Origin of the sequence: Streptococcus pseudopneumoniae (genome assembly GCF_001072315.1) — a bacterium.
GTDB classification, from domain to species: domain Bacteria; phylum Bacillota; class Bacilli; order Lactobacillales; family Streptococcaceae; genus Streptococcus; species Streptococcus pseudopneumoniae_R.
This window is the reverse complement of the sequence record NZ_JVLI01000112.1, coordinates 1-12,625: the sequence shown is the minus strand read 5'-3', so window position 1 is coordinate 12,625 and position 12,625 is coordinate 1. Positions and strand designations below refer to the sequence as shown.

Here is a 12,625-nt window from a genome sequence, read left to right as displayed (position 1 = left end):
CATTATACGACACTTTCCTCTAGTTCAAAAGCTTCATAGGGTTCAACTATCTCATATCCTAAAAATTCTGCTACTTTTTTGGAAGCCTCATTATGAGCATCCCAAAGAGGAAACATATCTCTATTTAAACTCTCTAGAATCATTGCAGCACCAAGCTTTTTAGCAAATCCATTTCCTTGTTGGTTTGGTCTAGTTGCAACTTCCACTTCAACTGCCCCTTGGTAAACTAGCCCTGAGGAAATCCCAGCAATCAGTTCTTTATTTTTAAGAATAACAAAGCCAAATCCACCTTTTAAATCAAAATCCTGATAGTGCTCAAAATCTCCCTGTAAATCTTGTGACCATTCTTCCTCAGAAAAGCAGTCATAAATATGATTATCAATAGGTACAATATTGTAACCTTCCTCTAACTGACTAACTAAATTATTTAGAAATTCAACTTGAAAATTTGCCTTATCTTTAAAAGAATAGCGAGTAAAAGAAATTAGCCCCACTTTCCGATGCAGAAAATCTTGCCAATTGGTATTTTCTGAAATAATAATCTTATAATCTAAACCATATTTCCTAACAAAATCTTCCCAAAATTTGGAATTCAACTCCCCTGCTAGGTATAAAAAGTTCCCAACATCATAAAAGCTTGTTGTCCTATCACTGTTTCGGTAGACAGTTCCGATTTGAGATTTAAGACCATAGAGAACCATATTTTTCTTCCATGTTTTAAATAGTTCCATTATCCCCCTTCTTCACCTTCCAATTCATATACAAGGTCTTGTCCAATTCTGGGAATCCTAATAATTCAGACTTAACTTTCAAGACTAATGGCGATGCATTTTCTTCTGTGATTTCTTGAATATCCTTCCAAATATATCCATGAGAGTCGTTCGCACTATTAGAAACAGCTTCAGAAATCGTAACTTGAGGTGCCTCCTCGTTTATCTCAATATCATAAAAGGCCATGATATGGTGAACCATAAAATTTTTTAACTCTTCCCTGGCAAAAACATCGTAAATTCGAGGATTGGAGTAGCTTCTAACAGTATATCCCGTCTCTTCCATAACTTCTCTAATCAGCGTTTCCGTCAGCCCTTCACCAAGTTGTTGACTACCACCAGGTAGATCATAACGATGTTGATAGGGACCTCTCATTTTTTCAATGCAGAGTAACTTGCCATTTTCAAAGCAAACAGCATAGACTCCAAAGTGTTTTTTGATTTCCATCCAACCCCTCCTACTTCAAAGACCAGCCACCATCTATTGTCAGAATTTGTCCCTGCATGGCAGATGCCTTTCCACTGGCCAAAAAGAGACTGACTTCTGCCACTTCCTCTGGTTCAATCCAGCGCTTGATTGGTGTTTCACTAGCAACCCAGGCAGCCAATCCACCTGGCTCAAAGTCCGCAGCAGTCATAGCTGTCTTGACTGCTCCTGGAGCGATACCAAATACCTGAATCCCGGTTTCAGCATAGTCTAGAGCCAACTGCTTGGTAAATCCAGCCAAAGCATGCTTAGATGAAGTATAGGCGTGACCACCACCTCCTGCTAGATTTGAAGCAATGGAACACATATTGATAATGGATCCTTTTTTATTCTCCAACATTTTGGTCAAATAATAGCGAGTCAACTCTACTGGAGTAACGTAGTTAATTTCAAAAATTTCTTGAATTTCCTGCGCTGTTTGTTCCAAAAGTGGTTTATAATCATCCAAAACTCCCGCAGTATTGCACAAAACATCAACCCGAGGACACCAATCAAAAACAGGTTCCAAGTCCAAGGTCAAATCTCTCTGTAAAAAGTAGAAATCACCATCTAAAACTGGATTTTCACCTTGGTCAACTCCATAAACTTGATAGCCCTTCTCTAAAAAAAGGCGAGCCTGAGCCAATCCGATACCTGAACTCACTCCCGTAATCAATACACGTCTAGTCATGCACTTCTACCCAATCCGTCGCCAAAACATCACAAGGTGTCGGACTCCACATGGAAAAACCTTCTCCCTCCCCAGAAACGTTGATTAGGAAATAAGGTGTCACTTCAAGTGCAACCCCATTTTGCTCGATAGTGTCAAAAAGTTGGACATAGTTTTCAGCACCTCCCCAACCAGTTCGTACATATTTTTTCTTATCCTTTAATCCAGGCAGAATTTCTTCAAATGTCATGGTTTTCTCCTTTTATTCTACATTCTTCATTTAATTATAACAAAAAACCGTTGTGCAACGGCTTTTTGACTCATTTTAAATCAAAATCAATAAGCATTTTATAATTATAGTCATCTAGTTTTAAAAAAGCGTTCCAAACATTCAAAAATATTTGGGACTTCCCTTAATAAATCAGTCACTTTCTTCTTCAAAATATCTCAAACTTGCTCAATAGGATTCAAATCTGGTGAATGAGGTGGTAGAGGTAAGAAAAAGTGTCTATCTTGGATGCACAGTTCATCCAAGATGTTCTTAGGATGAAAACTAGCATTGTCCATGACAATGACATCAGTTGTCTTCAAAGCAGCTAGAAGTTGAGTTTTGAACCACTCCACAAAGAAATCGCTCGTCATACTTTCCTTGTAAATCATGGGAGCTATAAACTCTCCATCTACTTGTCCTGCAACAATTGAAGTCCTCTAATCTTTTCATAGACTTTCTCCCCTCTAGAAGCCCGTGCATAAGGACGATAGAGGTAGCGGTCGATTCCCGTTTCGTCAATATATACGACTGGTAAATCTTTAAGGTCATCTAAAATATCAAGAAATTCAGCGACTTTCTCAGGATCTTGTTCCTTAAAGCTAGTCGTCTTTTTTTTAAGTGATATGAATCTGCTTTAAATCTACCCATACTGAAGGAACAGCACAACCAAAATGTGCCGCAATTCCCCGTAAAAAAGCGTCTGAATGAGCCTCTACAAAGGCTTTCAATTCCTCTAAAGGAATCTTTCGCTTTTTGACGACTCACTTTTTCCGCTCTAAATATCCTTGTTCACGTCTTTCTTTTCCCATGTGAAGAGAGTTCTGTCGCCAACATCAAAAATTTTAGCTACCTCGACATAGCTGTATCTCTCTTTGATATAATCTAATGCTCACTGTTTAAAATCTGTACTATATACCATAGCTTTATTATAAGATGCTTATTTAAAACTAAGCAACTATATCATAGCTTGAACTGACTATTTTATATATTGTCTTACTTCGTCCTCACAAAACTATATCAAAAATCAAAAGCGCTTAGGAAAAAACTCTATTTCATGAGAGAATAGAATAAATCTTCCCACAATAAAACGCATAATATCAAGTTTTTTTGGCACCTGATATCATGCATTTTCTGTTCTTAAAATATTTTTTCTCAGTCTCTTTTTGTTACAAGTTCATCTTCAAAATCCTTGATTGGGGGTAAATCTAAAAACAAATTTTATCCAACTGACCCTTCCATTTCATAGCTAATCAAGCGGTTCAGCTCAACTGCATATTCCATTGGAAGCTCTTTTGTAAAGGGTTCTACAAATCCCATAACAATCATCTGAGTTGCCTCAGATTCTGACAATCCACGGCTCATGAGATAATAGAGTTGTTCTTCTGAAATCTTAGAAACCTTGGCTTCGTGTTCCAAAGCGACTTGCGAGTTGTGAATTTCATTAAATGGAATAGTATCTGATGCTGACAAGTCATCCATGATAATGGTGTCACACTCGATGTGAGAAACAGATTTCTTAGAGTTCTTGTTAAAGGTGACTTGTCCACGGTAGTCAACCTTTCCTCCACCTTTAGCGATGGATTTAGACACGATAGACGAGCTTGTATGTGGAGCGTTGTGGATCATCTTAGCTCCAGTATCCTGGTGTTGTCCAGCATTGGCAAAGGCAATAGAAAGCATGGTTCCACGCGCCCCTTCTCCATCAAGGTAAACAGATGGGTATTTCATAGTTGTTTTGGCACCCAAGTTTCCATCAATCCACTCAACAGTGGCATCCTTTTGAGCCTTAGCACGCTTTGTTACCAAGTTATAGACGTTATCAGACCAGTTTTGGATGGTTGTATAACGCATGTAAGCTCCGTCCAAGGCAAAAATTTCTACGATGGCAGCATGTAAGCTGTTACTTGAATAAGTTGGCGCTGTACATCCTTCTACATAATGGACACTTGCTCCTTCATCAACGATAATCAAAGTACGTTCAAACTGACCAGTATTTTCGTTGTTGATACGGAAGTAAGTTTGAAGTGGAATATCCACCTTGACCCCTTTTGGTACGTAGATAAAGGTTCCACCTGACCATACTGCTGAGTTAAGGGCAGCCAACTTGTTATCTGTCGGCGGTACCAACTTAGCGAAGTATTGTTTAAACAAGTCTGGGTATTCTTTGAGAGCAGAATCCGTATCTGTAAAGATGATACCTAACTTCTCAAACTCTTCCTTCATATTGTGGTAAACCACTTCTGACTCGTACTGGGCAGAAGCACCAGCTAGATAAGCACGCTCAGCTTCTGGAATCCCAATACGTTCAAAGGTTTCCTTGATTTTTTCAGGAACGTCATCCCATGAACGAGCTGGTTTATCAGATGGTTTTTGGTAGTAGATCAAGTCATCAAAATCAATCTCTGACAAGTCTGCTCCCCAAGTTTGCATGGGCATTTTTTTAAAGGTTTCATAAGACTTCAAACGGAACTCTAACATCCACTCAGGTTCTCCCTTAGCAGCTGATAATTCGCGAATGACATCTTCGTTCAATCCTTTTCCTGTCGATAGGACAGGCTCTACATCGTCATGGAAACCAAATTTATATTCACCAAGATCAATTGGTTTTGGTTCTACTCTTTCTTCAGCCATAATATCCTTTCTTTCATTCTTCATTTCTACTGATTCATAAGACAAAAGAAAATTGTCTTACTGATTTTCTTGATTTTCAATTGTTTTCTTCAGGGCGTTCCAAGCTAGGGTTGCACACTTGATTCGTTGAGGAAATTTGGCAACGCCTGATAAGAAAGCTGCATCTCCAAGTTGATCTTGACGCTCATCTTTTTGCCCTTGAACCATTTCAGAAAAAATGGTTGCAAGTTCTAGAATTTCTTGCTTGGTCTTGCCTAAAACGGCATCTGTCATCATGCTTGCAGAGGCAGTTGAGATAGTACAACCCGAGTTTAGAAAAGCGATATCTTCCAAACGGTCATCTACATCAAACTTGACAGAGAGTTTGATGACATCTCCACAGGTCGGATTGTTGAGACTGATTTGCTCAGCGTCTTCTAACTTCCCTTGGTGATGTGGATTTTTCGAATGGTCTGCTACCACTGCCATATAAAGGCTATCTAGTTTAGAAAGTGCCATTGAAAAACTCCTTTGTCTTTTGTAAGGCATCGACTAGCTTGTCGCAATCTGCCTTGGTATTGTAGATATAAAAACTTGCACGAGCTGTTGCTGGAACATCCAAATACTGGAGCAAGGGTTGCGCACAGTGGTGACCCGCACGAACTGCCACACCTTCATAATCCAAAGCCGTTGCAAGGTCGTGAGGATGAAGGTCGCCTAGGTTAAAAGCAATGACACCTGAACGTTGAGCCAAGTCCTGTGAACCATAAATGGTCAGTCCTTCAATCGCCTGTAATTTCGGAAAGACATAGGCAATCAATTCCTGTTCATGAGCTTCAATGGCATCCATACCAATCGTTTCCAGATAATCCACTGCCGCAGCAAGTCCGATTGCACCTGCCATATTGGGAGTTCCTGCCTCGAATTTCCAAGGCAATTCCTTCCAATTAGCCGATTGCTCATAGACAAAATCAATCATCTCACCGCCAAATTCAAGGGGTGACATTTGCTCCAGATACTTTTCTTTACCGTAAAGAACACCGATACCAGTCGGACCAGCCATCTTGTGACCCGAAAAGGCAAAGAAGTCCACATCCAAGTCCTGAACATCAATCTTCATATGAGGTGTAGATTGAGCTCCATCCACCACCATGATGGCTCCCACTTGGTGGGCCATTTGAGTGATTTCTTTGATTGGATTGACGACACCAAGAACATTTGAGGCGTGAGCTAGGGAGACAAACTTGACTCTATCAGTCAATTTAACTCGCAAGTCATCAATATCCAAGGCACCGTCCTTGAGATAGACATAGACAAGCTCCGCTCCAGTCTTACGGCAGGCTTCCTGCCATGGAATGATATTGGAATGGTGTTCCATGACAGAAATCAAAACTTGATCTCTCTCAGTCAAAATCTCCTCAGCAAAACGAGCTACCCAGTTCAGACTGGTTGTCGTTCCTCTAGTAAAGAGAACTTCCTTTGTAGACCCTGCATTGATAAACTTACGAATGGTTTCACGAGCAGCTTCATAGGAGGCTGTCGCACGCTCTGCCAAGGTATGAACACCACGGTGAACATTGGCATTGTCCTGCTCATAGTAGCGGTTGATTGTTTCCAGTACTGCTAGTGGTTTTTGTGTCGTCGCAGCATTGTCCAGATAGACCAGAGGTTCGTCGTTGACAATCTGGTCTAAAATTGGAAAATCCTTGCGAATCGCTTCTACATCTAACATAGGCTACCCCTTAGCGTTTTGACAATTTTTCTTCGATAGTTGCAATCATTTCATCACGAACTTCCTTGACTGGAATCTCAACGATAACAGATCCAAGGAAACCACGAACAACCAAGCGTTCTGCAGTTGCCTTATCCAAGCCACGGCTCATGAGGTAATACATATCTTCTGGATCTACCTGACCGATAGAAGCCGCATGTCCTGCAGTTACGTCATTTTCATCAATCAAAAGAATTGGATTGGCATCTGAACGTGCCTGATCTGAAAGCATGAGAACACGGCTCTCTTGTTGCGCATCTGCTCCCTTAGCACCCTTGATAATGTGGCCAATACCATTGAAGGTCAAAGTTGCTTTTTCAAGAATAACCCCATGTTGGAGGATATTTCCGATTGAGTTGCAACCATAGTTTGTTACACGAGTATCAATCCCTTGCACCTGACGGCCACCTGAAAGAGCTACCACTTTCAGGTCAGCATGGCTACCGTTACCAATCAAATCGCTATCAAAGTCAGCAACGACGTTTCCTTCGTTCATGACACCGATTGCCCAGTCAATGCTTGCATCGTTGCCTAATTTACCACGACGGCTAATGTAGGCAGTGACGTTTTCACCTAGACGGTCGATCGCCGCAAACTTCACTTGAGCACCTGAACGAGCAATGACTTCTACTGTGATATTAGCAGTTGCTTTAGCACTTCCTTCACCGCGTGACTCTAAACGCTCGAGGTAGCTGATTTTAGAGTTTTTACCTGCAATGATCAGAATATGCTTGTTAAATGGCACATTGCTATCGCTGTCTTGATAGAAAATTCCTTCAATTGGTTCAGCAATTTCCACGTTATCAGGAATGTAGAGAACGGCACCACTATTGAAATAAGCAGTATGGTAGGCTGCTAATTTGTCATCGTCATACTTAACAGATGACATGAAGAATTCCTCAATAAGCTCTGGAATTTCTTCTAAAGCTGAGTGAAAGTCTGTGAAGATAACACCTTGTTCAGCTAACTCAACTGGTGTTTGTTCAAAAACTGTTTGAGTTCCTACTTGCACCAACTTCAAGTGATTATCTAAAGCTGTGAAATCTGGAACATTTGCTGATGGCTCACTTTCTGTAATCGTTCCATCACCCAGATTCCAACGGTGGAATTTGACACGCTCAATAACTGGTAATTCCAAAGTCTCAATCTTGTCAAAAGCTTTTTGACGGAGATCAGCCAACCAGCTTGGTTCAGCGTGCATTTCTGAAAAAAGTTTAATATTTTCTTTAGTCATTTACTTCTCCTAAAAGATACGAGGGAATTACAATTCTTCCTTGTAGTCGTAGCCAAGTTCTTCAGCTAGTTTTGCGTATCCTTCACGTTCCAAACGCGCAGCCAATTCTGGACCACCTGAAAGGACAACACGACCTTCCATCATGACGTGTACCACATCAGGTGTGATGTAGTTCAAAAGACGTTGGTAGTGAGTGATAATCATAGCACCAAAACCTTCACCACGCATGGCATTAACACCTTTAGAAACAACTTTAAGAGCGTCAATATCAAGACCAGAGTCAATCTCATCCAAAAGGGCAAATGTTGGCTCCAACATCAAAAGTTGAAGAATCTCATTACGTTTTTTCTCACCACCAGAGAAACCTTCGTTGAGGTAACGCTCAGCCATTTCTTCTTTCATGTTGAGCAATTCCATCTTCTCATCCAATTTAGTGATAAACTCACGAACTGAAATCTTCTCATCGTCTTCTTTACCAGCATTCATAGCTGCACGAAGAAACTCAGCATTAGTAATACCAGGAATTTCTGATGGGTATTGCATAGCAAGGAAAAGTCCCATACGCGCACGCTCGTCCACTTCCAACTCAAGGATGTTTACGCCATCAAACAAGACTTCACCTTTGGTAACTTCATAGTTAGGGTTCCCCATGATAGCGGCAGAAAGAGTTGATTTACCAGTACCATTTGGTCCCATGATAGCAGCGATTTCTCCTGTTTTCAGGGTCAGGTTAACCCCTTTTAAAATTTCTTTTCCTTCAATCTCAACGTGAAGATCTTTGATCTCTAATACTGACATGATAGTTCCTTTCTTTTTCAAGGCCTTTACAGTACTTACTAGAAACATACTTAATTTCCCTAGAAAATACAGTAAAAGGTCAATAAATATACTTTTATAGTATAACAAAAAAAAGCCTAAAAGGCTTTGATTTTGTCTAGAAGCTGAGAACTAGTCTTTTCCTTTCAAATGCTGGTCAATAACATCTACAATCTTGCCCATCAAATAACTGACTCGGAAATTTCTAAAGAGCAAAATGGCCCAAAAGGCTGCCATAATATAACGACCAGTCATCCAAGCTTCATTGAAAAAATAGGTCTCAGCAGCTGTAAACAGCGCGATGATAATAAATTGTTGTCTATTCATAAACTTATTGTATCATGAAATCTTTCTTTAGTCTTCCTCTACCTTCACTTTATCAGCCAAAAATTCAAATCCTTCTGGTATCAGACTTTCTTCTGCTTCTTTTTCAGTTTGAGAAGATTTAGCTTTAGCTGAAAAGGCTGCGCGAACTTCTTTCCATTCCTCCATGGAAATGGCTAAAATCTCAGGTGAAAAACCTGCTGCCTGACTGAGGATATTGCCAAATATGGTGTTGAGATTATCCCGTTTCATGGTTTGACCAGCATTGAAGTTAGACTCAAAAGCAAGAATAGCATGGTGTTCATTGGCCGCAACCGGTTGAGAACCAACTAGCAAAGCCTTATCAGGGCCTCCAAGACTTTCAATTACCTCTCCCCAGGCATTCTGTAAGCGAGTCAGGTTTTGACGTGCTAAATCAGGATTTTCAACGGCCTCTTGTAGGATAGATTGAACTTTATTGCGATCCACACGATAGGCTGTCGTACCTGCTACTGGGCGACTAGGTGCTGAACTTGTTGGCTTGGGTACAGTTCCTACATTTGCGAGTCCTTGTTTAAGACGCGCAATTTCCTGTCTCAATGCAGAAATTTCATGTTCAACTGCCCCAGAAAGAGCTGGTTCAGGCTTAATCTCTGCCAAACGGATAGTCATCATCTCAGCATAAATCTTGGGCTGCAAACTAGACTTAATATCTGCTAAACTGACTGTCGCCAAGCGAATCATTTCAAACAAATTTTCTTGATGAATTGCCAAATTCTCCACAAAGACTGGACTATGATGAGTGTTTTCTCCACCTGTTTGAACAATTAACAAATCTCTTAAATAGTGCAAAAGGTCGGTCACAAAACGAGTCATGCTCTTACCATTCTCAAAGAGAAGATTTAAGCAAGCTAAGGCTTTAGGAACATCCTGCTGAGATAAGGCAGCCACATAATCATCCAAGGCTGACAGACTAATTGTGCCAGTAATTTCTTCAGAGATGGCAGTCGTCAGCTCGTTTCCCTGTGTCAAACTCAGGGCTTGATCCAAAATAGACAAGGCGTCTCGCATTCCACCTTCAGCTCGTCTGGCAATAATTTCCACAGCCTCTGGTTCAGAGCTAATATTTTCTTTTTCTAAGATATAGTGGATATGTTCCTTAATATCCTGTGTCTTAATCGATTTAAATTCAAAACGTTGGACACGCGATAAAATAGTGGCAGGTATCTTGTGCAATTCAGTAGTGGCTAAAATAAAAACTACATTCTGTGTTGGCTCTTCCAGCGTCTTTAGGAGGGCATTAAAAGCCCCTGTAGACAGCATGTGAACCTCATCTATGATATAAACCTTATAACGAGCAAGGCTAGGCGCATAGGTAGATTTATCACGAATTTCACGGATTTCATCCACCCCGTTATTAGAGGCAGCATCCATTTCAATGACATCTTCTAAACTACCATCTGTCACTGCTTGACAAATATAGCAGTTATTACAAGGTTCACCACCCACTTGATTTGGACAGTTCATAGCTTTGGCAAAAATCTTGGCTACACTGGTTTTTCCCGTTCCCCGTGGACCAGAAAAAAGATAGGCATGACTTATTTTCTCTTGCTCCACTGCTTGTTTAAGAGTCTTAGCCACAACTTCCTGTCCAACCAACTGGGAGAAGTTTTGACTTCTATATTTTCGATAAAGTGCTTGATACATTAGGCTTTCTCCCCAAACATTGTAAAGTCCCATTCTGTCTTTTCAAGCAAAATAGCAACAAATTGTTCCAAATAATCTCGATCCATAGCACCATAATCATCCATCTCTGAAGAATCCAGATCCAGAACTCCAAGCAATTGACCATTCTTTATCATCGGCACAACAATTTCACTTTTAGCTCGACTATCACAAGAAATATAGTTGGGATAAGTTGTTACATCACCAACCAGAACAGTTTCCTGAAAGTGTGCTGCCTCACCACAAACACCCTTGCCTAGTGAGATACGGATGCAGGAAACACCTCCTTGGAAAGGACCTAAAACCAATTCCTTTCCATCGAACAGATAAAAGCCTGCAAATACGGTATTAGGAAAGCGTGATTTTAGAAGAGCGCTGGCGTTGGAAAGATTAGCCAAAACATTGGTTTCACCATCCAATAAAAAAGAGAGCTCCTCATTTAACATTTGATAACGTGATTGTTTTTCTGATTCTAACATAGAACTATTATATCAAAAAAGGCTTACAGACAAAAGAAAAATCCCTTGTTTAGAAAACAAAGGATTTTATGAATTTTCAATTTGATTAAAGTTCGATATCACCGAACAAGTCAGCCATTGAGAATCCTGTTTGTGTTTCTGGAAGTTCGAAATCACGTTTTTCTTGACGTTTTGGACGACGTGGACGAGCAGCACGTTTTTCTTCTTTTTGTCCTTCTTCTTGAGCTGGACGCTCTTCAAGAGCTTTGATAGAAAGTGATACGCGCTCTGCATCTGCGTTAACTTCAAGAACTTTAACTTTAACTTCTTGACCAACTTTAAGAGCTTCTTTTGGATTTTCAATGCGTTTGTGTGAAATTTGTGATACATGAACAAGTCCATCGATACCTGGCAACACTTCAACAAATGCACCGAAGTCAGTCAAACGTTTAACTGTTCCTTCTACTACATCACCTTTAGCCAATTTTTGCTCAACGCCATCCCATGGTCCAGGTGTTGTTGCCTTAAGTGAAAGTGATACACGTCCTTCTTCTTCGTTAAGATCAAGGATTTTCACTTCAATTTCTTCACCAACAGTTACAACTGATTTTGGTGATACGTTACGTTCATGTGACAATTCAGTCAAGTGAACCAATCCGTCAACACCACCAAGGTCAATGAAAGCACCGAAGCTTGTGATACGAGCAACTTTACCAGTTACAACATCACCAACAGCCAATTTACCGAATACTTCAGCGCGAGCTGCTGCTGTAGCTGCTTCAACAACTTCACGACGTGAAAGGATGAAGCGGTTTTCTTTAGCATCAACTTCTTTGATTTTAGCGTCAAATTCTTGACCTACAAAACGCTCAGTGTTACGTACGAAACGAGTATCCAACATTGAAGCTGGGATAAATCCACGAACACCTTCAAATTCTACTGAAAGTCCACCTTTAACGGCACGAGTTCCTTTAACAGTAACAACTTCTTCTTCGCGACCAACAAGTTTGTCCCATGCTTTGCGAGCTTCAAGGCGTTTTTTAGATACAAGGTATGTAACTGTATCAGTATCTTTACCAACTACTTGACGAAGTACAAGAACATCCAATACTTCTCCTACTTTAACAAAGTCATTGATATCTGCATCGCGATCGTTTGTCAATTCGCGAAGAGTCAAGACACCTTCAACACCAGTTCCAGAGATTGCAACGTTAGCTTGAGTCGCATCAACTGTCAATACTTCAGCACTAACAACATCACCAGTCTCAACTTGGCTAACGCTATTTAGCAAATCTTCAAATTCGTTCATCTAAAAAATCCTCCAACAATCAAGTTTTTCTTAAACTTGACATACTTATAATTTTTTTCCTAAGCACCCGCAAGGACATGTTCATATCGTTCACGTCTTTCAATTATAAAAATAAAATACCCTAAGATATTTTGCTTTTTATCTTGATTATTACCTAAGAACTGGGGTAGCTGGATTCGAACCAACGCATGAGGGAGTCAAAGTCCCTTGCCTTACCGCTTG

General features: G+C 40.4%; 13 protein-coding genes and 1 pseudogene. All 14 read right to left on the bottom strand.

Annotation, left to right across the window (positions count from 1 at the left end; translation table 11 throughout):
* Positions 1 to 2 precede the first annotated feature (2 nt).
* The 14 genes and pseudogenes from ADH54_RS05810 to rpsA all read right to left on the bottom strand — a co-directional run bounded on the left by ADH54_RS05810 (position 3) and on the right by rpsA (position 12,403).
* On the bottom strand, positions 3 to 731 hold the full coding sequence (locus tag ADH54_RS05810) for a GNAT family N-acetyltransferase (RefSeq protein ID WP_049524383.1): 729 nt from the start codon (positions 729 to 731) through the stop codon (positions 3 to 5).
* Positions 718 to 1,218, bottom strand: coding sequence for an NUDIX hydrolase (locus ADH54_RS05805; protein ID WP_049524382.1), 501 nt, complete (start codon positions 1,216 to 1,218; stop codon positions 718 to 720). Before ADH54_RS05805 ends, ADH54_RS05810 begins: the two co-directional genes overlap by 14 nt.
* Positions 1,219 to 1,228: 10 nt before the next feature.
* Positions 1,229 to 1,927, bottom strand: coding sequence for a 3-oxoacyl-ACP reductase (locus tag ADH54_RS05800; protein ID WP_049524381.1), 699 nt, complete (start codon positions 1,925 to 1,927; stop codon positions 1,229 to 1,231).
* Positions 1,920 to 2,156, bottom strand: a complete 237-nt coding sequence (locus tag ADH54_RS05795; RefSeq protein ID WP_000141924.1) for a DUF2829 domain-containing protein — start codon at positions 2,154 to 2,156, stop codon at positions 1,920 to 1,922. The genes ADH54_RS05800 and ADH54_RS05795 overlap by 8 nt, the downstream gene beginning before the upstream one ends.
* Before the next feature lie 110 nt (positions 2,157 to 2,266).
* A pseudogene (locus ADH54_RS12455) lies at positions 2,267 to 3,054 on the bottom strand (IS630 family transposase).
* Positions 3,055 to 3,395: 341 nt separating this feature from the next.
* On the bottom strand, positions 3,396 to 4,808 hold the full coding sequence (gene sufB / locus ADH54_RS05780; RefSeq protein WP_049524379.1) for a Fe-S cluster assembly protein SufB: 1,413 nt from the start codon (positions 4,806 to 4,808) through the stop codon (positions 3,396 to 3,398).
* 57 nt (positions 4,809 to 4,865) lie between these two features.
* A complete protein-coding gene (gene sufU, locus ADH54_RS05775) occupies positions 4,866 to 5,306 on the bottom strand; it encodes a Fe-S cluster assembly sulfur transfer protein SufU (RefSeq protein WP_049524378.1) in 441 nt (146 codons plus the stop codon).
* The gene (locus tag ADH54_RS05770; RefSeq protein ID WP_049524377.1) at positions 5,293 to 6,519 is read right to left on the bottom strand and encodes a cysteine desulfurase; all 1,227 of its coding nucleotides are present in this window, start codon (positions 6,517 to 6,519) and stop codon (positions 5,293 to 5,295) included. Before ADH54_RS05770 ends, sufU begins: the two co-directional genes overlap by 14 nt.
* Positions 6,520 to 6,529: 10 nt before the next feature.
* Positions 6,530 to 7,792 (bottom strand): Fe-S cluster assembly protein SufD, encoded by a 1,263-nt coding sequence (gene sufD / locus ADH54_RS05765; protein WP_049524376.1) that lies wholly within the window; start codon positions 7,790 to 7,792, stop codon positions 6,530 to 6,532.
* A gap of 27 nt (positions 7,793 to 7,819) precedes the next feature.
* Positions 7,820 to 8,590: a Fe-S cluster assembly ATPase SufC gene (gene sufC / locus ADH54_RS05760; protein ID WP_000114489.1), complete on the bottom strand. Its 771-nt coding sequence runs from the start codon at positions 8,588 to 8,590 to the stop codon at positions 7,820 to 7,822.
* A gap of 150 nt (positions 8,591 to 8,740) precedes the next feature.
* Positions 8,741 to 8,935 (bottom strand): DUF3272 domain-containing protein, encoded by a 195-nt coding sequence (locus tag ADH54_RS05755; RefSeq protein ID WP_001081602.1) that lies wholly within the window; start codon positions 8,933 to 8,935, stop codon positions 8,741 to 8,743.
* Between the two features lie 27 nt (positions 8,936 to 8,962).
* A complete protein-coding gene (dnaX, locus tag ADH54_RS05750; RefSeq protein WP_049524375.1) occupies positions 8,963 to 10,618 on the bottom strand; it encodes a DNA polymerase III subunit gamma/tau in 1,656 nt (551 codons plus the stop codon).
* Positions 10,618 to 11,115, bottom strand: coding sequence for a GAF domain-containing protein (locus tag ADH54_RS05745; RefSeq protein WP_049524374.1), 498 nt, complete (start codon positions 11,113 to 11,115; stop codon positions 10,618 to 10,620). Before ADH54_RS05745 ends, dnaX begins: the two co-directional genes overlap by 1 nt.
* An 85-nt stretch (positions 11,116 to 11,200) precedes the next feature.
* Positions 11,201 to 12,403 (bottom strand): 30S ribosomal protein S1, encoded by a 1,203-nt coding sequence (rpsA, locus tag ADH54_RS05740; RefSeq protein ID WP_001001630.1) that lies wholly within the window; start codon positions 12,401 to 12,403, stop codon positions 11,201 to 11,203.
* Positions 12,404 to 12,625 lie beyond the last annotated feature (222 nt).

What these genes read in the sequence shown, in the direction of transcription:
- rpsA (WP_001001630.1), bottom strand. Translation starts at nt 12,403, where the DNA reads ATGAACGAATTTGAAGATTTGCTAAATAGCGTTAGCCAAGTTGAGACT.
- sufD (WP_049524376.1), bottom strand. Translation starts at nt 7,792, where the DNA reads ATGACTAAAGAAAATATTAAACTTTTTTCAGAAATGCACGCTGAACCA.
- ADH54_RS05800 (WP_049524381.1), bottom strand. Translation starts at nt 1,927, where the DNA reads ATGACTAGACGTGTATTGATTACGGGAGTGAGTTCAGGTATCGGATTG.
- dnaX (WP_049524375.1), bottom strand. Translation starts at nt 10,618, where the DNA reads ATGTATCAAGCACTTTATCGAAAATATAGAAGTCAAAACTTCTCCCAG.
- ADH54_RS05770 (WP_049524377.1), bottom strand. Translation starts at nt 6,519, where the DNA reads ATGTTAGATGTAGAAGCGATTCGCAAGGATTTTCCAATTTTAGACCAG.
- ADH54_RS05755 (WP_001081602.1), bottom strand. Translation starts at nt 8,935, where the DNA reads ATGAATAGACAACAATTTATTATCATCGCGCTGTTTACAGCTGCTGAG.
- ADH54_RS05810 (WP_049524383.1), bottom strand. Translation starts at nt 731, where the DNA reads ATGGAACTATTTAAAACATGGAAGAAAAATATGGTTCTCTATGGTCTT.
- sufU (WP_049524378.1), bottom strand. Translation starts at nt 5,306, where the DNA reads ATGGCACTTTCTAAACTAGATAGCCTTTATATGGCAGTGGTAGCAGAC.
- sufC (WP_000114489.1), bottom strand. Translation starts at nt 8,590, where the DNA reads ATGTCAGTATTAGAGATCAAAGATCTTCACGTTGAGATTGAAGGAAAA.
- ADH54_RS05795 (WP_000141924.1), bottom strand. Translation starts at nt 2,156, where the DNA reads ATGACATTTGAAGAAATTCTGCCTGGATTAAAGGATAAGAAAAAATAT.
- sufB (WP_049524379.1), bottom strand. Translation starts at nt 4,808, where the DNA reads ATGGCTGAAGAAAGAGTAGAACCAAAACCAATTGATCTTGGTGAATAT.
- ADH54_RS05745 (WP_049524374.1), bottom strand. Translation starts at nt 11,115, where the DNA reads ATGTTAGAATCAGAAAAACAATCACGTTATCAAATGTTAAATGAGGAG.
- ADH54_RS05805 (WP_049524382.1), bottom strand. Translation starts at nt 1,218, where the DNA reads ATGGAAATCAAAAAACACTTTGGAGTCTATGCTGTTTGCTTTGAAAAT.